At 66.9% G+C, this 24,036-nt stretch carries 22 protein-coding genes; 17 read left to right on the top strand and 5 right to left on the bottom strand.

The features are described 5' to 3' along the window. The first annotated feature begins 122 nt into the window (after positions 1 to 122). The 6 genes from JW030_RS09420 to JW030_RS09395 all read left to right on the top strand — a co-directional run bounded on the left by JW030_RS09420 (position 123) and on the right by JW030_RS09395 (position 8,129). Positions 123 to 1,217: a BMP family protein gene (locus JW030_RS09420; protein ID WP_188044280.1), complete on the top strand. Its 1,095-nt coding sequence runs from the start codon at positions 123 to 125 to the stop codon at positions 1,215 to 1,217. Positions 1,218 to 1,310: 93 nt separating this feature from the next. Then, positions 1,311 to 2,963, top strand: coding sequence for an ABC transporter ATP-binding protein (locus JW030_RS09415; protein ID WP_206348547.1), 1,653 nt, complete (start codon positions 1,311 to 1,313; stop codon positions 2,961 to 2,963). Further along, on the top strand, positions 2,950 to 4,131 hold the full coding sequence (locus JW030_RS09410) for an ABC transporter permease (RefSeq protein ID WP_188044279.1): 1,182 nt from the start codon (positions 2,950 to 2,952) through the stop codon (positions 4,129 to 4,131). The genes JW030_RS09415 and JW030_RS09410 overlap by 14 nt, the downstream gene beginning before the upstream one ends. A 13-nt stretch (positions 4,132 to 4,144) precedes the next feature. Then, on the top strand, positions 4,145 to 5,080 hold the full coding sequence (locus tag JW030_RS09405; protein ID WP_188044278.1) for an ABC transporter permease: 936 nt from the start codon (positions 4,145 to 4,147) through the stop codon (positions 5,078 to 5,080). Between the two features lie 43 nt (positions 5,081 to 5,123). Beyond that, positions 5,124 to 6,284 carry an alanine--glyoxylate aminotransferase family protein gene (locus JW030_RS09400; protein ID WP_188044277.1) on the top strand — a complete coding sequence of 387 codons (1,161 nt, stop codon included), beginning with the start codon at positions 5,124 to 5,126 and terminating at the stop codon, positions 6,282 to 6,284. Between the two features lie 123 nt (positions 6,285 to 6,407). Next, complete coding sequence (locus JW030_RS09395) at positions 6,408 to 8,129, top strand: BCCT family transporter (RefSeq protein WP_188044276.1); 1,722 nt, start codon at positions 6,408 to 6,410, stop codon at positions 8,127 to 8,129. On the opposite strand, the gene JW030_RS09390 is transcribed toward JW030_RS09395, so the two are convergent. The 3 genes from JW030_RS09390 to JW030_RS09380 all read right to left on the bottom strand — a co-directional run bounded on the left by JW030_RS09390 (position 8,130) and on the right by JW030_RS09380 (position 9,651). Next, on the bottom strand, positions 8,130 to 8,282 hold the full coding sequence (locus JW030_RS09390) for a hypothetical protein (RefSeq protein ID WP_188044275.1): 153 nt from the start codon (positions 8,280 to 8,282) through the stop codon (positions 8,130 to 8,132). It lies immediately after the preceding gene. 72 nt (positions 8,283 to 8,354) lie between these two features. Continuing rightward, entirely contained in the window at positions 8,355 to 9,185 is an 831-nt protein-coding gene (locus JW030_RS09385; RefSeq protein ID WP_188044274.1) for an SDR family NAD(P)-dependent oxidoreductase, read from the bottom strand. 37 nt (positions 9,186 to 9,222) lie between these two features. Beyond that, positions 9,223 to 9,651 carry a DUF1801 domain-containing protein gene (locus tag JW030_RS09380; RefSeq protein WP_188044273.1) on the bottom strand — a complete coding sequence of 143 codons (429 nt, stop codon included), beginning with the start codon at positions 9,649 to 9,651 and terminating at the stop codon, positions 9,223 to 9,225. A 283-nt stretch (positions 9,652 to 9,934) separates the two neighbouring features. Here JW030_RS09380 and JW030_RS09375 point away from each other — a divergent pair, with 283 nt between their 5' ends. The 10 genes from JW030_RS09375 to JW030_RS09330 all read left to right on the top strand — a co-directional run bounded on the left by JW030_RS09375 (position 9,935) and on the right by JW030_RS09330 (position 20,922). Continuing rightward, positions 9,935 to 10,024, top strand: a complete 90-nt coding sequence (locus JW030_RS09375; protein ID WP_188044272.1) for a potassium-transporting ATPase subunit F — start codon at positions 9,935 to 9,937, stop codon at positions 10,022 to 10,024. 1 nt (position 10,025) lies between these two features. Further along, positions 10,026 to 11,699, top strand: a complete 1,674-nt coding sequence (gene kdpA / locus JW030_RS09370) for a potassium-transporting ATPase subunit KdpA (RefSeq protein ID WP_188044271.1) — start codon at positions 10,026 to 10,028, stop codon at positions 11,697 to 11,699. Positions 11,700 to 11,702: 3 nt separating this feature from the next. Continuing rightward, positions 11,703 to 13,868, top strand: a complete 2,166-nt coding sequence (kdpB, locus tag JW030_RS09365) for a potassium-transporting ATPase subunit KdpB (RefSeq protein ID WP_188044270.1) — start codon at positions 11,703 to 11,705, stop codon at positions 13,866 to 13,868. 27 nt (positions 13,869 to 13,895) lie between these two features. Then, positions 13,896 to 14,504, top strand: a complete 609-nt coding sequence (gene kdpC, locus JW030_RS09360) for a potassium-transporting ATPase subunit KdpC (RefSeq protein WP_188044269.1) — start codon at positions 13,896 to 13,898, stop codon at positions 14,502 to 14,504. Continuing rightward, entirely contained in the window at positions 14,505 to 17,075 is a 2,571-nt protein-coding gene (locus JW030_RS09355) for a DUF4118 domain-containing protein (protein WP_188044268.1), read from the top strand. Continuing rightward, positions 17,072 to 17,785 (top strand): response regulator, encoded by a 714-nt coding sequence (locus JW030_RS09350; RefSeq protein WP_188044267.1) that lies wholly within the window; start codon positions 17,072 to 17,074, stop codon positions 17,783 to 17,785. The genes JW030_RS09355 and JW030_RS09350 overlap by 4 nt, the downstream gene beginning before the upstream one ends. 3 nt (positions 17,786 to 17,788) lie before the next feature. Further along, entirely contained in the window at positions 17,789 to 18,577 is a 789-nt protein-coding gene (locus JW030_RS09345; RefSeq protein WP_188044266.1) for an alpha/beta fold hydrolase, read from the top strand. A 10-nt stretch (positions 18,578 to 18,587) separates the two neighbouring features. Next, positions 18,588 to 19,145 (top strand): dihydrofolate reductase family protein, encoded by a 558-nt coding sequence (locus JW030_RS09340; RefSeq protein ID WP_188044265.1) that lies wholly within the window; start codon positions 18,588 to 18,590, stop codon positions 19,143 to 19,145. 18 nt (positions 19,146 to 19,163) lie between these two features. After that, entirely contained in the window at positions 19,164 to 19,718 is a 555-nt protein-coding gene (locus tag JW030_RS09335) for a hypothetical protein (RefSeq protein ID WP_188044264.1), read from the top strand. Positions 19,719 to 19,782: 64 nt separating this feature from the next. Next, positions 19,783 to 20,922: a serine hydrolase gene (locus JW030_RS09330; RefSeq protein WP_188044263.1), complete on the top strand. Its 1,140-nt coding sequence runs from the start codon at positions 19,783 to 19,785 to the stop codon at positions 20,920 to 20,922. Positions 20,923 to 20,936: 14 nt separating this feature from the next. On the opposite strand, the gene JW030_RS09325 is transcribed toward JW030_RS09330, so the two are convergent. Both JW030_RS09325 and JW030_RS09320 read right to left on the bottom strand, forming a co-directional pair. Continuing rightward, a complete protein-coding gene (locus JW030_RS09325) occupies positions 20,937 to 22,142 on the bottom strand; it encodes an MFS transporter (RefSeq protein ID WP_188044262.1) in 1,206 nt (401 codons plus the stop codon). Beyond that, positions 22,132 to 22,815, bottom strand: coding sequence for a FadR/GntR family transcriptional regulator (locus tag JW030_RS09320; protein ID WP_188044261.1), 684 nt, complete (start codon positions 22,813 to 22,815; stop codon positions 22,132 to 22,134). Before JW030_RS09320 ends, JW030_RS09325 begins: the two co-directional genes overlap by 11 nt. A 93-nt stretch (positions 22,816 to 22,908) precedes the next feature. On the opposite strand from JW030_RS09320, the gene JW030_RS09315 reads away from it, so the two are divergent. Beyond that, on the top strand, positions 22,909 to 23,961 hold the full coding sequence (locus tag JW030_RS09315) for an amidohydrolase family protein (RefSeq protein ID WP_241095403.1): 1,053 nt from the start codon (positions 22,909 to 22,911) through the stop codon (positions 23,959 to 23,961). Positions 23,962 to 24,036 lie beyond the last annotated feature (75 nt).

The raw sequence follows: 24,036 nt of genomic DNA, 5'->3' as shown, positions 1-24,036 counted from the left end.
TTGACAGTGCTTTTAAATTCTTATAGCTTCATAAATCAGCATTACAAAGTGATAATTCTGGGTGAGAGTGCTCGTTGTATATGCTCAGCAACTCAACGGTGAGTGAAATTGGAGGAACACAAATGTTCTTGGGACGATCAACGAAAAAGGGGCTCCGCGTCGGCATCGCGCTTGCGGTCAGCGTGGGCCTATTGGCAACCGCAGGCTGCTCGGGTCGCGGGAGCGACACTGGCACGGCCGGCGGCGACGCGCCCGCCGCAGGGACAAAGGTGACTCAGTTCGCCATCGTCACGCCGGAGAAGGAATCGGATTACGGCTGGAACCAGCAGGGCATCTGGGCTGCGCAGGCGGCAGCTGACGAGCTCGGCATCAAGCTCGACGACAACTCGAACGTCGGCTACGACAACACCGAGACGATCCTGACCCAGGTCGCTGAGGCTGGAAACCAGCTCATCATCGCCCACGCCAGCGGGTTCAACACCGCGGGTCACCGCGTCGGTATGCAGACCGGCGTGCCGACCCTCGTCGTGGACTTCGACAAGAACGAGCCCGGTAAAGTCGCCACGGTGATTACGCAGGCGCAGGAGGGTGCATATCTCGCAGGCGTAGCCGCAGCGAAGAAGACCACCACGAAGACCGTCGGCATTGTCGCATCGGCTGAAGACCTGAACTGGTTCCTGATGGCCGGTGGCTTCGCACAGGGCGTCTACAGCGTGGACCCGACGATTAACGTCGTCGTGGCCTACGTCGGCCCTGCCGGTTACGGCGACTCTGCTGGCGGTAGCACAGTGACTGCCCAGGTCATCGCCGCGGGCGCTGATGTGATCTTCGGCATGGGCGATGGCGCGACCATCGGCTACCTTCAGGCCATCGAGACCGCTGACGTGGGTTACCCGATCTCGTACATCGCGACCATCGGCGACGTCACCGAGATCGTGGAGAACCCGGACATGGTGCTCACCTCGGTGCTGTGGAACTTCAAGGACTCCTACATCGCCGCGATCAAGGACGTCGAGGCGGGGACGTTCGGCACCAAGACCTACGAGCTCACGGTCGAAAACGGAGGCCTGTCGCTGCAGGACACCCCGTCGCTCACCGGCGATATTGCGACAGCGGTCGATGAAGCCAAGGCCGGCATCATCGACGGTAGCGTGAAGGTCGAGCGGGCAACCGATACAAAGGCTGTCCAGGCGATCATCGACGCTAAGGGCAAGTAGCACACGAGAAATATGCGCTGCACGGGGTGCCCCGGCAAAATGCTGGGGCACCCCGCACGTATCTGATTCGCGCGATTAACGGAGGGGACAGCCTTGTCCGAGAACACCCAGGTAGACGTCCCGGAATCGGACAACGCCGAAGCTTCGGTGATCATTCGACTCACCGAAATTACCAAGTCATTCCCCGGCATCATCGCGAATGACGCAATCTCACTCGATGTGAAGCGCGGCGAAGTGCACTGCCTGCTGGGCGAGAACGGCGCAGGAAAGTCGACGCTGATCAGCGTGCTTGCAGGCCTCCAGCAGCCAGATTCGGGCACGATTGAAATGCACGGTACGCCGACGGTCTTGAGCTCTCCGAGCGTCTCGATGGCGCAGGGCATTGGCGTTGTCTACCAGCACTCAGCGCTCATTCCGTCGCTGACGGTGCTCGAGAACCTCATGCTGAGTGACTCCGAAAACTTTTGGCTGGGCAAGGCGGGCGCAACCGCCCGCCTGCGCGAGCTCAGCGAACTTCTGGGCGCCCCGATCGACCCAGACATGCCCGCGGGCGACCTGGGGCTCGGCCAGCAGCAGCAGGTCGAGATCGCGAAGGCGATGTGGAAGGGTTCTGAGGTGCTCATCCTTGACGAGCCCACCTCGATGCTGACACCGCAGGCCATCGACAACCTCGTCGCGAGTATCAACCGACTGAAGGCCGAGGGGCTTGCCGTTATCTTTATCTCCCACAAACTGCACGAGGCGTACGCTATTGGCGATTCGGTGACCGTGCTACGCGGGGGTAAGGTCGCCGGGCGCATTGATCCTGCGGAAATGCATTCGATGACGGAAGAGCAGGCCAAGGCCCGCATCTTGGAAGCGATGTTCGGTACGAACCCCGAGACGATCGGTGCAGAGGAAGCCGAAGCGGCTGGTATGGGTGCGGAGGAACGGCGACACCAGGTGCCCGCGGACGCCGCGGTCGTCCTTGAAGTGCGCGACCTCAGTACAATTTCGCGTTCGGGGGAGGTGCCAATTTGCGAGCTGAACCTCGCCATTCGAGCGGGCGAGATCGTCGGGGTCGCCGGTATCGATGGACACGGACAGCAACATCTTGCCGAAGCGATCGCAGGCCAGCTTGCACCCACTGCGGGGTCGGTGCTGCTCGACACGAAGAACATTACGAAACTCAAGGTGAAGGAACGGCAACACCTCGGCGTGCGATACGTCACTGATGACCGCCTGCACGAGGGGATCGTCGGCACATTTAGCGTGGCGCTGAACCTCGTGTTGAAGAAGGTCGGGGAACGCCCCTTCTGGAAGTTCGGGCGAATGGACAAGGCGGCTGTACTGAACGAGGCGCTCACACAGATTGCCGACTACGAGATCCGTACCCCGTCAGAGCAGACGCGGGCCGGCACGCTCTCCGGTGGCAACATCCAGAAGATCCTTCTGGCGCGCGAGCTTTCGCACGACCCGAAGGCAGTGATCTTCCACAAACCTACATACGGCCTTGACCTCAAGACCGTGTACCGCGTGCGCGAGACCGTTCGGGAGTTTGCCCGTGGCGGGGGAGCTGCGCTCTTGATTTCCACCGACCTCGATGAGCTCGCTGAGCTCTCCGACCGGATCGTCGTCATCTCGAATGGACGGTTGATCGGCGAGGTGCAGAACGACGGCGACCGGGTCACCGAGCGCGTGGGCGAGCTCATGGTCGGTTCGAAGACGAGTATTGCCACGGTAGGGGGAACGCATGACCACGAGTAGCGAGTCAGTCGCAGAGAAGTTGGGGGCGAACGACGCCGGGCTGCCTGGCGATCCCGGCCCTGAAACCCGCGTCATCGAGGCGGCGCGCAAGCCCGAGAAGAGCAAGCTCAGCGTCTCGATGCAGGTGCTGATTCGCACCGTCGCGCCGGTGCTGCTCGCCCTGATCGTCGCGGGGTTCATTATCTGGTCGATGGGCGTTGACCCACTGAAGTTCTACGGCGACATTCTTGCGTTGGGGCTCGGGGGCACTGGGTGGCAGAAGACGCTCACCATGATGGCGCCGCTCCTGATCATCTCGCTCGGCTTGATCATCTCGTTCCGCGCGCAGCTCTGGAACCTGGGCTACAACGGCACCTACCTATTGGCCGCCGCAGTCGTCGCAGGAACCGCTCCCGACATCATGGCAACGTTGCCCTTCGGGGTGGGGATTGTAGTCCTCTTCGTGCTGGCGTTCGTCATCGGTGCGGCGCTCGGCTACCTTCCCGCGCTCCTCAAAGCGAAGTACGGAACGAACGAGATCATTACGAGTCTCATGCTCTCGTTTATCGCCATCAGCGTGGCGAATATCCTGGTGAAGGGCCCGTTCCAGGATCACGGGGTCACCGTTCCGCAGACCCGAGTGCTCGATTTGGGCCTCATGCTTCCCTTCATTCCGGGGACGCGCATCCACGTGGGGTTCATCATCGCGTTGGTGCTCGTTGTGGTGTTCCACTACATCCTCACGAAGTCGTCGTTTGGCCTGAAGATCGACATCCTCGGCGCGAGCCCGAAGGCGGCCACCCACGCGGGCATCGACGCGAAGAAGATGATCATCATCGTCTTCTTGCTCTCCTCCGGCATGATCGCGCTCGCGGGTGCGGTCGACATGCTGGGGCTCTGGGGGTACATGCGTACGAACTGGAACCCGATGTACGGCGACAAGATCCTGCCGTTCGTGTTCCTGGCCCGGCTCAACCCCATCGGCTCGATTCCGCTCGTCGCGTTCTACGCGATCCTGGCGACCGGCGGCACCATCGCCGCTCAACAGGTCGGGCTGTCAGTCGACTTCCTGCTCATCATCGTGGCGCTGATCCTGTTCTTCATGACGGTCATCGAGTTCATGGGTAACCGCAAGGACCTGGGCAAGAGCTATCTCCCCACCGGCCTGTTCAAGAGTGCCAAGAAGTAAAGGACGACTGGACATGATTCCCTTTTTCTCTGACGCATTTCTCACGGCGTTCGTCGTAGCGGCGCTGGCCAGCGCTATCCCCGTCATGCTTGCCGCGATCGGTGAGACCGTGGGCGAGCAGGCCGGCGTGCTCAATATCGGTATGGAGGGCATGCTGCTGATCGGCGGGTACTTCGGCTTCGTCGGCACACTCGCCACCGATAGCTTCTGGCTGGGCTTCCTTATCGGCGCTCTCGCCGGTGTGGTCCTGTCATCGATCATGATGGTGCTGTCTGTGCTGCTCGGTCTGAACCAGATTGTCGTGGGCATCGGTATTACCCTCGCGGGCACAGGTGTGAGCAGCGTGCTGTACGACTTCAACTACGGCACCTCAAAGCCGCGTCTCGGCCTGGCAGCCCCGTGGAAAATCCCGTTCTTGTCAGACATTCCGGTGATTGGGCCGAGCCTGTTTTCGCAGCCGGGCATGTTCTACATCTCGATGCTGCTCGCGATCCTGACCTCGATCTGGTTGTACCGGACCACGAGCGGGCTGCGGCTGCGCTCCGCCGGGCAGAAGCCCGCGTCGCTCGACGCTGCGGGCGGCAACGTCCTGCTGACCCGCTCGCTCGCGGTGCTTTTCGGCGGAGCGATGTCGGGCCTTGGCGGGGCCTACCTCGCCCTCATCTCCGCGGGAACGTTCACGCCGGGGATGACCCACGGCATGGGCTTCCTCGCCATCGTGGTGGCGATGTTGGCCCGCGGACGCTTGCTCTGGGTGCTCGCGATCTCGCTCATCTACGGGTTGTTCGTTGCGATGGGGACCGTGCTGCAGCTCACCACGCTGAACATTCCCAACGACGTCGTGACGATGATGCCGTTTATCGCGGTAATGATCGTCCTGACGTTCTTCGCCCGCAAGTCAGCTCTGCCAGCCGCATTGGCGACTCCGTACATTCGCGGCGCGCGCTAGTCCGCCATCGCTCTCCCCGCACCTCTTCTGAAAGGAATCCAGGTTGAAGAACCCTGAAGTATTCACGTTGTCCGCCGGGCCGACGATGGCGACGCACCGCACGCTCGCCGCCCTCGGCAAGCCGATTCTGTACCACTACGACCCGCTGTTCCTCGAGACCTTCCGGCGCACGCAGGAGAAGGCCGCGCGAGTCTTCAAGACGAAGAACGACATGATCCTGATGCAGGGCGAGGCGATCGTGGCGCTCGAGGGTGCCGCTCGCTCACTGGTGAAGCCGGGCATGCAAGTGCTCAACCTGGTGCAGGGCGTGTTCGGCAAGGGCATGGGGTACTGGCTCACGAGCTTCGGCGCCGAGGTGTTCGAGCTCGAGGTGGCGTACAACGAGGCGGTGGACCCGGCGGCGGTCGAGGACTTCCTCAAGTCGCACCCCGGCATCGAGCTCGTCACACTGGTGCACTCCGAGACACCCTCTGGCACGATCACGGACTGCAAAGCGATTGGTCCGATCGCGAAGAAGTACGGCGCCCTCACGCTCATCGACGCGGTGTCCTCAATCGGTGGACTCGAGTTCGAGACCGATGAGTGGCAGCTCGACGTTGTCGTGACCGGTGCACAGAAGTGCCTCGCGGGCCCTCCCGGCATCGGAATGATGTCGGTCAGCCCCGCTGCCTGGGACCGAATCGAGAATAACCCCGCCGCGCCGCGCGCCTCGTATGTGTCACTGCTCGACTGGAAAGAGAAGTGGCTTGACGGGGGAGTCTTCCCCTATACGCCGTCGGTTTCCGACGTGCACGGGCTTGAGTCGGTGCTGGACCAGGTGCTCGAAGAGGGCCTCGACGCCGCGATCGAACGGCACACTCTTGCGGCCGAGGCGACTCGCGCCGGGGTGACCGCAATGGGGCTCGAGCTCTGGGCGGCCAGTCCGAGCGTCGCGGCAAACTGTGTGACCTCGGTGCGGCTGCCCGACCACCTCGACCACGTCGAGGTCCGCACGCACGTCCGTGAGAAGTACGGCGTCATGCTGTCGAGCGGCCAGGGCGCCGGCAACCTGATGCGCCTCGCGCATATGGGTCCGACCGCCAGCGGAATGTACCCCATCGTGGGGCTTGCGGCGCTGGGGCGAGGGCTCAAAGATCTGGGAATGGACGTGAACGTCGGAGCGGGGATCGACGCCGCGCTTGAGGTGCTTGCCGCCGCAGAGTAACGGCTTCCGATGGGCCGTTCGCCGTTCGCACTCACGTGTGCGGGCCAGGCGGGCGGCCCGTGAACCCCCGGTGTTGCACACCCGAATCGCCGCCGCACCCGCTTCCCAGCTAGCCTGGAGGGCATGACGAACGAAACTGTTCAATCGTCCACCCTGAGTCGCTGGGTCTTCTGGCCCGCGGCCACAATCGTTGTTCTCTTTGCCGCCTTCGCGATGATCCTGCCCGATGCGGCGGAAGCCGCCTTCAAGGCGATCCAGGCCAGCATCGTCCACAACTTCAACTGGTACTACGTCCTCATCGCGTCGTTCTTCGTGATCTTTAGCCTCTCGATGGGGTTCAGCCGGTTCGGCGAGATCAAGCTGGGCAAGGACGACGACGAGCCGGAGTTCTCGCTCGGTTCATGGTTCTCGCTGCTCTTCGCCGCGGGAATGGGCATCGGTCTCGTCTTCTACGGCGTGAGCGAGCCGCTCAGCCACTTCGCGAACCCGCGGCCCGGGGTCACCGGCAGCGAGGGACAGCTGGCGCAGCAGGCCCTCTCGCAGACATACCTCCACTGGGGCGTGCACGCCTGGTCGATCTACGTCGTGATCGGGCTCGCGCTCGCGTACGCGATCCATCGCCGAGGCCGCCCCATTTCGATCCGCTGGACGCTCGAGCCGCTGCTCGGCAAGCGCGTGCGCGGCGGCTGGGGGAACACGATCGATGTGATCGCCCTCGTTGGCACCATCTTCGGCGTCGGCACCTCACTCGGCCTCGGCGTCTTGCAGATCAGCGCGGGGCTCGAGAGCGCCGGCATTATGCAGGCGTCAGACTTCAGCAACATCGTCATCATCGTCGTGATCACCGCGCTCGTGCTGTTCTCGGTGCTGTCGGGGGTCGGCAAGGGCATGAAGTGGCTGTCGAACGCCAACTTGATGCTCGCCGGCGTGCTGGTGCTCGTCGTGCTGATCGTCGGGCCCACCCAGTTCCTGCTGCGTGAGTTCGTGCAGTCCATCGGCGATTACCTGCAAAACATCGTCGGCATGTCGTTCACCGTGAGCGCGTTCACCGGCGCCGAGGGCGAGGCCTGGCAGGCGTCATGGACCACGTTCTACTGGGGCTGGTGGATCTCGTGGGCACCGTTCGTCGGCATCTTCATCGCCCGCATTTCGCGCGGGCGCACCGTGCGCCAGTTCGTGATGGGCGTCATTCTGGTCCCGACGCTGATGACGTTCCTCTGGTTCAGCGTGCTCGGCGGGACGGCGCTCTACTCGGAGCTGTCGGGCCCGGGCGGGCTCGTCGGCCCGGGCGGCTCAGTTGACATCGAGGGCTCGCTGTTCGCGATGCTCGGTCAGCTGGATGGCGGGGCCGCGCTCACCGTCGGCGCGATCGTACTCATCACGATCTTCTTCGTAACCTCGGCGGACTCCGGCTCGCTCGTCATGGGCATGATCGCGACGGGCGGCCAGGTCGAGCCAAAGAACTGGATCCGGGTGTTCTTCGCGCTCGCCACGGCCTTCCTCGCGACCGCCCTGCTGCTCTCGGGCGGGCTCGAGGCGCTGAAGACCGCGGCAATTATCATCGCGCTGCCGTTCTCGGTGATCATGCTCGGGATCTGTTGGTCTACGATCATCGCCTTCACCCGCGAGCGGCGCGCGTACGACCGCGCACAGCGCGCCGCGTTCGTCGATCACATCGGCGACTATTACGGGCTTGAGGTCGAAGAGCCTGCCGAAGAGGGCATCAAGCTGGGCTGGCGGGGCCTGTTCCGGCGCCCGGGCGGCGCTCCCGTGGTGATGACCGGGCAGGATCCTGCCGCTGCCGTACCTCAGAGCGAAGCCCCGGGCGAGGCCCCAGCCGAATAGCTACATCTTTGCGCAGGTCTTGCAGAGCTTGTAGCCGTTGGTCCCGAACTTCTTGTTCTCCTTCGGGATCGCCTTGCCCGCGGGGCAATCGCGCTGGTTGTGGTGCACGTCGGGGTCTTGCGTGTTGGTCGAGTAGTACGGGTTGGTCTTCACGGTTCCTCCTGGAACTTGGCGACATCCCGTCGAATGAAGGGGTCACTCAAGAGTACGGGGAACTGGGGCCCGCTACCCGACCCCCTTCTCGTCCTGAATCGCGTTTCCGCCGTCGACGACGAGCACCTGCCCGGTGACGTAGGAGGCGCCGGGCGATGCGAGGAATTCGATCACCGCGGCGACCTCGTCGGGCGTGCCCGATCGGCCAAGCGGCACCGCGTCGCCCATGCGGTTCTCGTGCTCGGTGGCGGATCCGGTCCGGATCCAGCCGGGGGCGACCGCGTTCGCCGTCGTGCCGCTCGCCGCCAGGTCGACCGCGAGAGCGCGCGTGAGCCCCACGAGGCCCGCCTTCGCCGCGTGATACCCGACGTCGCCGCGGTACGCGAGGATCGGCCCGGACACGGACGAGACGGTGACGATGCGGCCGTGCTCGGCCAGGGCGAGGTGGGGGAGCGCGGCGCGCGTCACGAGGTACGCCGTCGTGAGATTGCGGGTGAGTGCGTGCTCGAAGCCCGAGCGGTCGAGCTGGCCCATCGCGGCCGGCGCCTCTGGGTCGGACACCGAGGTCATGCCGGCATTGTTCACCAGGACGTCGAGCCTGCCGAACGCGACGACTGCCGCCTGCACGAGGCGTGTAGCCCCGGCCTCCTCCGTGAGGTCCGCGATGACGGGGACGGCGTGAGTAGCCCCGGGCTGGGCGCCGTGCGCCGCCGCGATGGCTTCGAGCTCGAAGGCGCGGTCGTCGATCCGGTCGCTCGTCGCCCCCACGACGACCCGGTAGCCGGCGCGCACCAGTCGGGCGGCGGTGGCGAAGCCGATGCCGTCGGGGGAGCCCGCCCCCGAGACGATCGCGACGCGGGCGGAGGGCGAGGTGGACGACAACGATTCGGACAACACAGTCATGGCTTGAGCGTAGCGGGCTTCGGCCGCGCCACCAGCATCACTCCGGCACGTGCTGCGCGCGGGCCTCAGCCTGCGAGAGCTCGAGCAGCTGGCGCAGCACCGAGAGGTCGACGCCCTCGAGGCGCTTGAGGTACAGGCACGCCTTGCTGGCGGTGTGGGGGCCGAGCCTCGCCATCAACTCGGGGTAGTCCTGCGAGAAGTTCTCGGTCAGGTAGATCGTGTGCTTCGTATTGTTGCTGTTGAACCCGAGCAGCGGGGCGTTCCCGGAGTGCCCGCTCGCGTAGCGGTAGTGATATTCGCCGAAGCCGATGATGCGCCTGGCCCACACGACGGGCTCTTCTCCGCTGACCTCGCGGCACAGCGCGAGCAGCTGCTCGGCCTCCGCGCGGCGGGCTGGGGTGAGGGGGATGAGAACCTCCTCAACGGGCATGTCTGACGGCGACATCGCCGGTGTTTTCGTGGCCATGGTGGCTTCCCCTTCCGCGCAGATGCTCACATCCTACGAGGCCCGTGTGCGGCGCGTGAGGAATCCAGAGATAGCCGTTTGGAAACCGTTAGGACGAGGGATCTGACTACCCCGGCGGGGCCAAGATTCAGGGAGCGGCCCCGAGAACGGGCCGGGCGGCGGCCGAGGGGGCCGCCCGCATCGCCCTCTGAAAGGAATCCACATTGCTGGACATCGTGTACGTGCTCGGCGTAATTGCCGTGTTCGTGCTGCTCGGCCTGATCGCGAAGGGGGTCGAGAAGCTGTGATCATCTTCTCCCTGATCGCCGCAGCGCTCGCGCTCGCCGCCATCGCCTATCTCGTGTTTGCTCTCGTGAAGCCGGAGCGATTCTGACATGGACGTACTTTTTGCCGTGCTGCAGGTCGCCACGCTGGCCCTGATCCTCGCGCTCCTGTACCGCCCGCTCGGCGACTACATGGCGCGCATCTATTCCTCGACTCGCGACCTGCGCGTCGAGCGTGGCTTCTACCGCCTCGTCGGTGTCGACTCGGCGAGCGAGCAGAGCTGGCGGGCGTACCTGCGCAGCGTCCTCTCGTTCTCGCTCGTCAGCATCCTCGCGGTCTACCTGTTGCAGCGCATCCAAGGGATCCTGCCGTACTCGCTGGGCCTGCCGCCCGTGCCCGAGGGCCTCGCGTTCAACACCGCGGTCTCGTTCGTCACCAACACGAACTGGCAGAACTATTCGCCCGAGCTCACCCTGGGGTACTCGGTGCAGATCGCCGGCCTCGCCGTGCAGAACTTCGTCTCGGCCGCGGTGGGCACCGCAGTGGCGATTGCCGTCGTGCGCGGCTTCGCTCGCACCCGCTCGCTCACGATCGGTAATTTCTGGGTCGACTTGACGCGCGGCACCGTTCGTCTGCTCCTGCCCATCTCCGTTGTCGGTGCGGTCATCCTGATCGCCGGCGGCGTCATCCAGAACTTCGCGGGGTTCACCGAGGTGACGACGCTGTCGGGCGCCACGCAGAGCATCCCGGGCGGGCCGGTCGCCTCGCAAGAGGTGATCAAGCTACTCGGCACCAACGGTGGCGGGTTCTTCAACGCAAACTCCGCCCACCCATTCGAGAACCCGACGGCCTGGACGAACCTGTTCCAGAACGTGCTCATGCTGATGATCCCGTTCTCGCTGCCGCGCACCTTCGGCAAGCTCGTGGGTGACCCGCGCCAGGGACGCGCGATCCTCGCCGTCATGGCCACGCTGTACGTCGCCTCGTTTGCGATCCTGTCGAGCCTCGAGCGGGCCGGTCTCGGTACCGCCCCGCAGCTGGCTGGAGGAGCGATGGAGGGCAAGGAGCAGCGCTTCGGCATCTTCGCCTCGACGCTGTTCGGCACGACCAGCACGCTCACCTCCACCGGCGCGGTCAACTCGATGCACGACTCGTACACGGCGCTCGGCGGCATGCTGCCGATGTTGAACATGATGCTCGGCGAGGTCGCCCCAGGCGGCGTCGGCTCGGGGCTGTACGGCATGCTCATCCTGGCCGTGATCACCGTCTTCATCGGCGGTCTGCTGGTCGGGCGCACCCCGGAATACCTGGGCAAGAAGATCGGGCCGCGTGAGATCACCCTCGCGAGCCTGTTCATCTTGATCGTGCCCGCCCTCATTCTCGGCGGCACGGCGCTCAGCTTCGCCATTCCTGCGGTGCGCGGCGATGTCGAGGCGACCTCGATCTGGAACCCCGGCAATCACGGGTTGTCCGAAGTGATCTACGCGTTCACTTCCGCCGCAAACAACAACGGGTCGGCGTTCGCGGGGCTCACCGGGAACACGCCGTGGTTTAACACGGCGCTCGGGGTCGCGATGCTGCTCGGCCGGTTCCTGCCGATCCTGTTCGCGCTCGCCCTTGCGGGTTCCCTCGCGGCGCAGGGCAAAGTACCTGCCACGAGCGGGACGCTGCCCACCCACAAGCCGATGTTCATCGGCATGCTCCTCGGGGTGACCGTCATCGTGACGGCCCTCACTTACTTCCCGATCTTGACCCTCGGACCCCTCGCAGAAGGGCTGCGCTAAACCATGTCCACTCTCACTGAACTCCCGAACACCACGGACGAGCCCGCCACAAGCGCCTCGTCGAAACCTCGACAGCGCAGCGTCTTCACCTGGAAGGCCGTGGTCGAAGCGCTTCCCGGCACGTTCGCGAAGCTCGACCCCAGGGTCATGTGGCGAAACCCCGTCATGTTCCTCGTCGAGATCGGCGCGGTACTGGTGACCGCGCTTGCGATCGCCGAACCCTTCCTGGGCGGGCCCGCCCCCTCTGGTGGTGCGGAGATTCCCGCGTCCTTCGCGTGGGGCATCGCTCTCTGGCTGTGGCTCACCGTGCTCTTCGCGAACCTCGCGGAATCGGTCGCCGAGGGGCGAGGCAAGGCACAGGCGGAGAGCCTGCGGGCGACCCGCACCAGCACGGTCGCGCACCGGGTCGTGGGGTACGACGCGGCGCAGGATCCCTCGGCCGCATCTGCCGAGCTCGAAGAGCTTCCCTCGTCAGATCTCGGGCTGCACGACACGGTCGTGGTGACGGCCGGGCAGCTCGTGCCGGGCGACGGTGACATCGTCTGGGGCATCGCCTCGATCGACGAGTCGGCGATCACCGGCGAGTCCGCCCCGGTCGTTCGTGAGTCGGGCGGCGACCGCAGCGCGGTCACGGGCGGCACCCGGGTGCTTTCGGACCGCATTGTTGTCCAGATCACGGCCAAGCCGGGGGAGACGTTCGTCGACCGGATGATCCGCCTCGTCGAGGGCGCGGCCCGTCAGAAGACGCCGAACGAGATCGCGCTGAACGTGCTGCTCGCAGGCCTGTCGATCATCTTCGTGCTCGTGACGCTGACACTCAACCCGATCGCCTCGGCCGTCGGCGTGAATGTCACCCTCCCCGTGCTGATCGCGCTCGTGGTCTGCCTGATCCCCACCACGATCGGTGCGCTGCTCTCGGCCATCGGCATCGCCGGCATGGACCGGCTCGTCCAACACAATGTGCTCGCGATGTCGGGCCGCGCGGTCGAGGCCGCGGGCGACGTCACGACGCTCCTGCTCGACAAGACCGGCACGATCACCTACGGCAACCGCCAGGCGTCCGAGTTCATCGCGCTTGACGGCGTGGACGAGAAAGAACTCATGACGCTTGCGGCACTCTCGTCGCTGGCCGACCCGACGCCCGAGGGCAAATCCATCGTGGAGCTCGCCCGCAGAAAGGGCGTCCAGTTCGACACGAACGCCCCCGGCGAGATCGTGCCGTTCACGGCCCAGACCCGCATGTCGGGGCTCGACCTCAGAAACGGCGTGCAGATTCGGAAGGGTGCCGGCTCGGCGGTTGCCGCGTGGGTGCGGCAGGATCAAGCGCCCGCCGAGGCGGTACTCGCCGAGCTCGACAGGCACGTCGAGCGGGTCTCGCAGGACGGCGGCACCCCGTTGGTGGTCGCGGTCAAGCAGCCGTCGGGTGAGAGCTCCATCCTCGGTGTCGTGCACCTGAAGGACGTCGTGAAGGACGGCCTGCGCGAACGCTTCTCCGAGCTGCGCAGCATGGGGATCCGGACCGTCATGATCACGGGCGATAACCCCCTGACGGCGCGCGCGATCGCGGCGGAAGCCGGCGTCGACGACTTCCTCGCTGAGGCGACGCCGGAAGACAAAATGGCACTCATTAAGCGTGAGCAGGCCGGTGGCAGCCTCGTGGCGATGACCGGCGACGGCACCAACGATGCGCCCGCGCTCGCGCAGGCCGACGTGGGCGTCGCGATGAACACGGGCACGTCCGCCGCGAAGGAGGCGGGCAACATGGTCGATCTCGACTCGGACCCGACCAAGCTCATCGACATCGTGGCGATCGGCAAGCAGCTCCTCATCACCCGGGGCGCTCTGACCACCTTCTCGATCGCGAACGACCTCGCGAAGTACTTCGCGATCATCCCCGCGATGTTTGTGGGGGTCTTCCCGGGCCTCGCCGTGCTCAACATCATGGGGCTGCACTCGCCGGCCTCGGCGGTACTCTCGGCGATCATCTTCAACGCGATCATCATCGTCATCCTGATCCCGCTCGCGCTGCGCGGCGTGAAGTATCGGCCGCTGAGCTCGTCGCGCGTGCTCGGCCGAAACCTCCTGGTCTACGGGCTCGGCGGCGTCATCGCTCCGTTCATTGGCATCAAGCTCATTGACCTTGCGGTCAGCCTCCTCCCCGGCTTCTAGCCGTACCCCTAGAAAGAAGCGAACATCATGAGTTCCACTCGGACTGGCGCCCGCACCACGTGGGTTGCCGTGCGCGTCCTCCTCCTCTTCACCCTCCTCCTGGGCGTGGCATACCCGTTGGTGATCACCGCGATCGGGCAACTCGCGCTGCCCGCCCAGGCGAACGGCTCGCTGGTCGCCCGCGATGGCGAAACGGTCGGCTCGCAGCTGATCGGGCAGTCGTTCTCAGACTCGGACGGTGCCCCGCTGCCCGAGTGGTTCCAACCGCGCCCGTCCGCCGCAGGCGACGGCTACGACGCCGGGGCCTCCAGCGGCAGCAACTGGGGCCCGGAGCACCCCGACCTCATCGCGGCTATCACCGAGCGTCGCGCGGGGGTGGCGGAGCACAACGGCACGCCCGCCTCGGAGGTTCCGGTCGATGCACTCACCGCGTCGGCGTCGGGTCTCGATCCGCACATCAGCCCGGCGTACGCCTTGCTGCAGGTCGAGCGGGTGGCGGCGGCGCGGCACCTGCCCGTCGAAACGGTCCGCGAGCTGGTGGAGAGTACAGTTCAGAAGAGGGATCTGGGGTACCTGGGCGAACCCACGGTGAACGTCCTTATGCTCAACCTCGCCCTCGCTCAGCTGGGAGGGTAGATGGCGTCCAAAGGACGGCTGCGGGTGCTGCTCGGTGCAGCACCCGGCGTGGGCAAGACCTACGCCATGCTCGAAGAGGGGCGACGCCTCCTCGAGGATGGCGTTGACGTGGCGGTCGCGATCGTGGAAACCCACGGTCGCGCCGCCACGGCGGCCATGTGCGAGGGTCTCGAGATTATCCCGAGAATGAGCGTGCAGCACCGCGGGGTCGAACTCACCGAGATGGACCTCGCGGCGGTGCTTGCGCGAAAGCCCGCGCTCGCGCTCGTCGACGAGCTCGCGCACACGAACGCCCCGGGATCGCTCCACGAGAAGCGTTGGCAGGACGTCGCGGCGCTGCTCGACGCCGGGATCGACGTCTGCTCGACCGTCAATATTCAGCACATTGAGTCGCTGAACGATGTGGTGGAGCAGATCACCGGTGTGCCGCAGCGGGAGACCATTCCCGACGCGATTCTGCGCTCGGCCGACCAGATCGAGGTCATCGACCTCGCACCCGACGCGCTGCGCGACCGCCTCTCGAGCGGCCGGGTATACCCGGCCGAACGCATCGACGCGGCTCTGTCGAACTACTTTCGCCTCGGCAACCTCACTGCCCTGCGCGAACTCGCCCTGCTCTGGCTGGCCGACGAGGTGGAAAGCGCGCTGCGCAACTACCGCGCCGAGCACGACATCGATGCCGCGTGGGAGACCCGAGAGCGCGTCGTGGTTGCGCTCACCGGCGGACCAGAGGGCGACACCCTGCTCCGCCGCGGGGCCCGGATCGCGGCGCGCACGGCGGGCGGTGAGCTGCTCGCGGTGCACGTCGCCGGTCAGGACGGCCTGCGCCTGTCGCGGCCCGAGGCGCTCGCCACGCAGCGCGCGCTCGTCGAGAAACTCGGCGGCACCTTCCACCAGGTGGTGGGGGAGGACATCCCCGAGGCGCTGGTCGCCTTCTCGAAAGGGGTCAACGCCACTCAGCTGGTGATCGGGGTGAGCCGGCGCAGCCGGCTGCGTTCCGCGCTGTCGGGTCCCGGCATCGGTGCGACCGTCATTCGCGAGTCGGGCGACCTCGACGTCCACATCGTGACGCACGCCGCCGCTGCCGGGCATCGCTTCTCCCTCCCGCGGCCAGCGGGCGGGCTCACCACTCGGCGACGCGTGCTCGGCTTTCTCCTCGCCCTCGTCGGTGGTCCGGCGCTCACCGCGTTGCTGTCCTCTGTGCGCACCGCGGAGTCGATTACCAGCGACGTGCTGCTCTACCAGCTTCTCGTGGTCCTCGTCGCGCTCGTCGGCGGGATCTGGCCCGCCCTCTTCGCCGCGTTCGCCTCCGGCTTGACGCTGAACTTCTTCTTCATCGAGCCGCTGCACAAGGTGACGGTGAGTAAACCCAGTCAGATGCTCGCGCTCGTGCTCTACGTGCTCATTGCCGCCCTCGTGAGCTACGTCGTGGACCAGTCGGCCCGGCGCATGCGCGCGGCCCGGCGCGCCGGGGCGGAATCAGACCTCCTCGCCTCGATTTCGGGGAATGTTCTGCGGGGAGAGAACGCGCTCCAGGCGCTAGTGAGCCGCACCCGCGAGGCGTTCTCGCTCAGCGCGGTGCGGCTCCTGTCCGGAGACACCGTGCTGGCGAGCGACGGGGAGCCCGTGGATGGCGACGAGCGCACCTCGATTTCCGCCGGCACCCGCGCAACGCTCGAACTCTACGGCGCGAAGCTCCACGCCACGGAGCGGCGCCTCGTCGAAGTCATCGCCACCCAGGCCGACTCGGCCCTCGAATATGCCGACCTCGCGGAGACCGCGAGTGAGGTCGGCCCGCTCGCCGAGGTCGACCGGGTGCGCAGCGCGCTGTTGTCCGCGGTGAGTCACGACCTGCGCCGCCCGCTCGCCGCCGCGACCGCGGCGGTCGGGGGCCTGCGCTCGCCGGGCATCTCGTACTCCGACCGCGACCGAGACGAACTGCTGACGACCGCGGCGGAGAGCCTATCGACCCTCGGCTCGCTCGTCACGAACCTGCTCGACGTGAGCCGCGTGCAGGCCGGAGTCCTCGGCGTCTCGCTGGGAGAGGTCGACGCCGAGGACATGATCCTGCCGGCCCTCGACGAGCTGGGGCTCGGGCCGCAGGACGTCGAGCTCGATCTTGACCCCGAGCTACCACCGCTCGTGGCCGATCCCGGCCTGCTGCAGCGGGTCATCGTGAACCTGCTCGCGAACGCGGGCCGCTTCGCCCCGGCCGGCACCCGAGTGCGGATCGCGTCAAGCAGCTTCGGGTCGACCGCCGAGATTCGGGTGATCGATCACGGGCCCGGTATCGCGCCCGACCGCCGAGACGAAGTGTTCCTTCCCTTTCAGCGCCTGGGGGACACGGACAACCTGACCGGCCTGGGGCTGGGCCTCGCCCTGGCCAAGGGGTTCACTGAGGGGATGGGGGGCACGCTCGAAGCGGAAGACACCCCGGGCGGCGGGCTCACCATGGTGGTCGCCCTGCCCGCGGCGATCGCGCACCCGGCCTCCCCGCCCGATCCTGAACCGCTCACCCCAGACGCCCCGACCGACTCCGCCGCACCATCGAACCCACAGGACGCCAGATGAAGATCCTCATCGCCGACGACGACCCCCAGATCCTGCGCGCGCTCAGGGTCACGCTGGCCGCACAGGGGTACGAGGTACTCACCGCGGTAAACGGTGCCGCCGCGATCAACACGGCGATCGCCGAGCGTCCCGACCTGTTCATGATCGACCTGGGCATGCCAGAGCTCGACGGGATCGACGTGATCTACGCGCTGCGCGGCTGGACGCGGGCGCCGATCCTGGTCGTCTCAGGGCGCACCGGGGCAGCAGACAAGGTCGAGGCGCTCGACGCTGGCGCGGACGACTACGTCACCAAGCCCTTTGCGATCGACGAGCTGCTCGCGCGTATCCGTGCGCTGACCCGGCGCGTGCCGAACCAAGAGCCGGCGCCGCTGACCCGCATCGCCGACATCACAATCGACCTGGCCGCGAAGAGCATCACGCGCGAGACAGCGGCGGGTTCGGAACGTATCCGGCTGACACGGACGGAGTGGGAGGTGCTCGACATCCTCGTGCGCAACGCCGGCAAGCTCGTCACGCGGCAGCGGCTCCTCACCGATATCTGGGGGTCGGAGCACATTACCGACACGGGGTACCTGCGGCTCTACATCGCCCAGCTGCGCAAGAAGATCGAGCCGGATCCTGCCCGGCCGCGGTTCCTCATCACCGACCCAGGCATGGGGTACCGCTTTGAACCGGACGCGGCCGCTGGCGAGCACCCGATACCGTGAGGCATGCGTTTCACTGAGACTGGCCCGCCGGGCGGCCCCGCCGTCCTGCTGATCCATGGCGGGGGCGTCGGTGGCTGGATGTGGCGACCAACTCTCGCGCGGTTGGACCCGTCATTTCGGGTGATCGTGCCCGAACTGCCCGGCCACGACCTCGAATCGGCCGGGTCCTACCGGGGGCACGCGGACACCCTGCACAGGCTCATCGAGCTCATCGAGGCGCGCGCCCCCGGAGGCCTGCACGTCGCAGGATTCTCGCTCGGAGCTCAGCTCGCGATCTTGCTGGCCGCGGCACGGCCGGACCTCGTGCGCAGCGTCATCGTGGTGAGCGCGCAAACCCGGCCCATCGCGCTGCCGGGCGCGACGCTGGCGATGCTGTCGCTTGCGGCGCCCCTCGCGCGACAGCCCTGGTTCGCGCGGCTGCAGGCAAGGGAGCTCTTCGTCCCGGATGAACTCCTCGACGAATACATCGAGCTGTCCGCCCACATCTCACCTGAGACGCTGCGCTCGGCGGTCGGCGAGAACATCCGCTTCACGCTTCCGAGCGGCTGGGCGAGGTTTCCCAAACCGGCGCTCGTGCTCGTGGGCGGGCGCGAGCGGCGACTCATGCGCGACTCGGCCCAGGCGAGCGCCGCCGCGTTGCCCGGCGCAGTCCTCGAGGTCGTACCGGAGTGCGGGCACGGGATTCCCCTCCAGCGCCCCGAATGGTTCGCCAATCGGCTGACGAGGTGGATGCGCGGGGACGCCGCGGGAGCGGGCGAGATCGGCGGCCCGAATGTCGGCGGTCGGGTCTAGAGTCCCAGTCATGGGACGAATCATCTTTGACAGTGCGACGACGCTGAACGGCTGGATCGCCGACGAAGCACACTCGCTCGACTGGCTCTTCTCGGTCGAGGGCGGTGACGAGCCCGCGGAGGGGCTATACCCCTCGCGGGCGGCGGTGCTCGTCGAGGGATCGACGACGTACGAGTGGGTGCTCGAGCACGAGAAACTCATGGAGTTCCCCGAGCGCTGGGCCGAACTGTACGGAGAGAAGCCCACATTCGTGTTCTCGAGCCGTGAGCTGCCCATCCCCGATGGGGCCGACGTGCGCGTGGTGTCCGGCCCGGTGGCCGAGGCTCTGCCCGCGATTCGCGCCGCCGCGGGTGACGGCGACATCTGGGTGGTCGGCGGCGGCGAGCTCGCGGGCCAATTCCTCGACATCGGCGCGCTTGACGAGATCGCACTGTCGATTGCGCCGGTCGCGCTCGCCGCCGGGGCGCCGCTGTTGCCGCGCCGGCTTGAGTCCGACCGGCTCCACCTCGCCTCCGTCCGCCAGGTCGGGCAGTTCGCGCGGTTGGTCTACGAGGTGCGACCCGAGTAAGCCAGCTACGCTTTGGGTATGGAGCCGATCTTTGTCTTTCCCGCCAAGCGCGACGTCGCTGGTATGTCCGCGCAGCTCGCCGAGGCCACGCCTGAACAGCGGATTGCGGTCGGCATCGAGACCGATCGCTACGGCGTGACGCTCATCGCGGGCCCGGTCTGGGTGAATGACGTCGACGAGATGGTGCTCGGCGGCGTGCACATCGCGAAGAAGCAGACGATGAAGAACGAGCTCGCGGTGCGGGCGCCCGAGCGCGAGGTGAAGCGGGTGCTGCTCGAAGCCCCGGACGTGCCGCGGGGGAGCGCGGTCGACGCGCTGAGCATCGGCCACGGCGACTTTGTCTCGGTCGACTTCACTCAGCACCCCTATGGCGACTTCACGGTGACGGGGGTCGCGACAGCGGGTGACCGCAGCGAGTTCGTAATGGTTGATCAGTGGATCATCCACGACTCGGCCGAGCGCAATACGCGGGCCACCGAGACCCGCCTGATCGCGGCCGCAGACGCGCACGACATGCCGATCCCGTCGCCGCGCACGGCCAACTTCTCGGCGGCGGACAGCGACGTGGTCTAGCCGCTCCGGCAACAATATGGCCGCAGTTCCGTCTTCGGGCGGGGCGGCGTGTTCTACTTTTGGCATGAGTCGACAGACGGGTGCGGTCGCCGCCGCCATTGTTGCCACGCTCGCGCTTGCCGGCTGTGCCGGTTCCGCGCCCGGGTCATACGATCCGGCCCCCACTGCCGCAGAACCGAACACGGCGTGGGGAACGTCGCTCGAGTCGGCGGTCACGGGCATGCTCGACGATACCGGGATCCCGGGTGCCGTCTTCCTCGTCACTCAGGACGGTAATGAGCTGTGGTCGTTCACCTACAACAGCCCTGACCAGGACGCGATCCCTGTCGCGATCGACCAGCACTTCGGCTACCGCAGCATCACCAAGTCGTTCACCGTGACGGCGCTGTTGGTGCTGGTCGATGAGGGGAGCGTCTCGCTGGGCGACCCCATCTCGAAGTTCGTGGAGGGCGTGCCGGGCGGTGACGAGATCACGCTGCAAGACCTCGCCGAGATGCGCTCCGGCCTGGCGAACTATTCCGCGCTGCCGGAGATCGGTGTGCTGATCAATGACGACCCGACGGCGCCGCTGACGGACGATCAGCTGATCGGCCCGGCGCTCGCGGTGCCGCTGGCGTTTTCACCGGGCGCCCAGTTCTCATACTCCAACACGAACACGATCCTGCTCGGAATGGTGATCGAGAAGGTGACCGGGGAGCCCTGGGCCGAGGCGGTCATGGAGCTCGCCACCGAGCCGCTCGGACTTGCCAGCGTTGCGTACCCGGCGGACGGCAAGATCGCCGAACCTGCGGCCACCCCCTACCAGTGGACCGACGAGACGCTCGAGCCGCTGCCGGTCGTGTCACCTTCCATGTTCGGCGCGGCCGGCGGGCTGTTCGGCAGCGTCACGGACCTCGCCAGCTGGGCCGACGAGCTCGGCACTGGCTCGCTGCTCGCTGCGCAGACGCAGCAGGACCGGCTCGCCTCGTTCCGCCCCGCGACGGGCGACCCAAACGCCCCCGAGTACGACGAGTACGGCATGGGTATGGGCAAGATCGGGGACTACGTCGGGCACACCGGAACGGGTCTCGGGTTCCAGGCTCTCGCGATGAACAACCCAGAGACCGGCGTCTCGGTCGCGATCCTGTTGAACAGCACGACGGCCGACTCGGACCTGCCCGCGCACCTCTTCAAACTGATGGAGCCGATACTGGCGACGCAGTAGCGTCTCGGCGCAGTCTACGCGCGCGCGGTCGCTGTGCCCGCGCCGCGCTGCGAGGCCCGCGATGCCGCGACCCCGAAGCAGGCCTCGCCGATCACGGCGACGATGAGCCCCCCGACGATGAGTGACCAGGGGACGCCGGCGGCGGCAAGCAGCCCCATGGCGAGCGGGCCGAGGGCCGCGAGGGTGTAGCCCGCCCCCTGTGCAAATGCCGAGAACGCGGATGTCTGGGCGACGCTCGGCGCGGTGAAGATGATGAGGCCGATCGCGATGCCAAATGCGGCGCTCTGGGCGATGCCCAGCAGACTCACCGCGAGCGGGGCGAGCGCGGTCGGGCCGAAGGCGACCCCCATCAGGCCGATGGCGGATAGGACCGAGAGCCCGACGATGAGTGGGGTGCGCAGCGCCGGCTTCGCGGCAAGCGTCGGAGCGAGCAGCGAGGCCGGCAAGCCGGCGATGCTCATGAGCGCGAGGAGGAGGCCGGCGTCGGCCGGGGCGAGCCCGCGATCGGTATAGACGGTGGGCAGCCACGAGGTGAGTGAGAAGTAGATGAGGGCCTGGCAGCCGAAGAACCCAGTCACGGCAAAGAGGCCGGGGGCCCGGCTGATGGGGCCCGCCTGGGGGCGCGCCGAGCTGGTGGCCGCCGGGGACGCCCTGCGCAGGCGCGGCAGCAGGATCGCGCCGACCGCCGCGGACCCTGCGAGGGGAATGCCCCAGGCGATGAGGGTGAGCGACGCCTGGTCGCTCAACGCGTGAAACAGCGGTACGGTCAGCGCCGCGCCGACGGCCGCACTGATGCCAAAGGAGGTGGTGTAGATCCCCGTCCAGAGCCCGGCGCGCTTGTCGAGGAAGTGTCGGATGAGCTGCGGGGCAAGGATGCCGAGGAGCGCGATGGCGGCACCGACGATCACGGTGCCGACGAAGAGCAGCGGGGTATTGAGTGGCCGCAGCAGCCCCGCGATTGCGAGGGCCACGAGCAGCAGGAGCAGCGCGCCCTCGAGCCCGAGCCGGCGCACGAGGACGGGCGCGATGGGGGAGGCGAGGCCGAACAACAGCACCGGGGTGGCGGTGAGGACTGCGAGCCCGGTCTCGCCGAGGACGAAGTGGTCGCCGAGGGCGGTGAGGATCGGCGAGACGGACGTGATGGGGAAGCGGACGCACAGTCCGATCGCGAGCACCATGATGCCCGCGGCGATGAGCGTCCCGCGACTCCTAGCGGTCATCGCCGAGCGACTGCGCCTGCTGGTCGAGGAGTCCGAGCGCGGCGGCGGTGGCCTGTTCGGGATCCTGCGCGAGCACCGCCTGGAAGAGCGCGTTATGCAGGTCGGCGCGATCGGGGTCGGCGTTGCGCGTGAGGCACGAGTTGTCGGCGACCGAGGTGCGCAGCGAGCCGTCGAAGCTTGCGTAGAGCCCCGCGAGCAAGGCGTTGCCGGAAGCCTCCGCGACGCCGACGTGAAACGCGACGTCATGCGTGATGAACTGCTCGACATCGCCATCGGCGATCGCGCGCCGTCGACCCTCGAGGTGGCGCTCGAGGGCGGCGATGTCACGGTAGCCGCGGTGTGAGGCCGCGAGCTGGGCAGCCAGCGCGTCGAGGGCGCGACGGACTTGGATGACCTCCAGGCTGTCGGCGGTGCCGAGCGCGCGGCGCAGCGCGACTTGAGTGGCGTCGTCGGCGATGACGTAGGTGCCATCACCCTGGCGGGTCTCGAGCAGGCCGAGCTGGACGAGTGAGCGCACTGCCTCGCGGACGGAGGGGCGGCTCACACCGAGCGTGTCGATGAGTTCGTGTTCGCTGGGGATTTTTCCGCCCACCGCCCAGTTGCCGGAGCTGATCTCAGCCTTGATCTGATCGACGACCTCGTCGACGAGAGACTTGCGGCGCACCTGCTGCATGAAAACCTCGTTTGAAATTGGGATGGTTGTGTGATTATCATATGTCATATGACCCGACGTTCGGGCATTCATTTGAGAGAGAGCCACACCGTCGTGACTACCCAAGCTACTGGACCCCTCCTCGCCGCACCCGCGCTGGTGGACGCCCACATTCACCCGGACAAGACCACGTGGGGAACCCCTTGGACTTCGCGCAAGCCCGCGAAGACGCTCGAGGAGCTCATCCAGAACGACCTCGAATCGACCTTCGACACCAGCACGGAGGAGCGCTCCTTCGCGTTGCTCTCGAACGCCGTCGCGAACGGCACCCTCGCGATGCGCGCCCACGTCGACGTCTCGACGCAGACGGGGATTGCCAACGTGGTCGCGGTGCGCGCCGCCGCCGACCGCCTCGCCTCGCACCTCACCGTGCAGATCGTCGCCTTCCCGCAGTTTGGCCTCATCACGAACCCCGGCACGCTCGAGCTCATGCGCGAGTCACTGACCGCGGGCGCCGACCTCGTCGGCGGGATCGATCCGGCCGGGATCGAGGGCGACGTTGACGCCCATCTGGACGCCGTGTTTGGCCTGGCGCAGGAGGCGAGCCGCGACATCGACATCCACCTGCACGACGGCGGCGAGCTCGGCCTCGAGCAGATCCGCGAGATCGCCCGCCGCGCGAAAGCACTCGGCATGCAGAACCGGGTCACGATTGGCCATGCGTTCGCGGCGTGCGACACCAGCCTGCCGAGCCTCCGCGAAACGCTCGACGCGGTCGCCGACGCGGGCGTCTGGCTGACCACCTGCGCCCTCGGCGCCGATCCGGTGCCCGACCTCGACCTGTTCGAAGAGCACGGGGTTCGCCTCGCGCTCGGCTCCGACGGGGTGCGCGACTCGTGGAGCCCCTACGGCAACGGCAGCATGGTTGATCGCGCGCACCTGCTCGGCTACCGCACAGCCGCCCTCACCGATTCGGACCTCGAGCGCTGCTACCGCCTCGCCTCGACCGCCGGCGGCGAGCTCCTTGGTGTTCCCGAGCTCGCAAGCTGGGGCGGCCCGGACTCGGCCACCCGGCTCGAATTCGCGGCGGAATCGATCGCCCAGCTTGTCGCAGATCGGCCTGCGCCGAGCGCCGTGTACCGAAACGGCGTCCGCTATTCCGGCTAGCGGCACGCCGCTCGAAGATCGCCGCAACGGCCGGATCCTGCCCACCTCACCCGCACGAAGACCAGCACGTTCTCG

The sequence above is a fragment of the Leucobacter sp. CX169 genome, from assembly GCF_017161405.1.
GTDB lineage: Bacteria > Actinomycetota > Actinomycetes > Actinomycetales > Microbacteriaceae > Cx-87.
The sequence above is the reverse complement of the archived record's forward strand: the minus strand, read 5'-3'. Positions and strand labels throughout refer to the sequence as shown.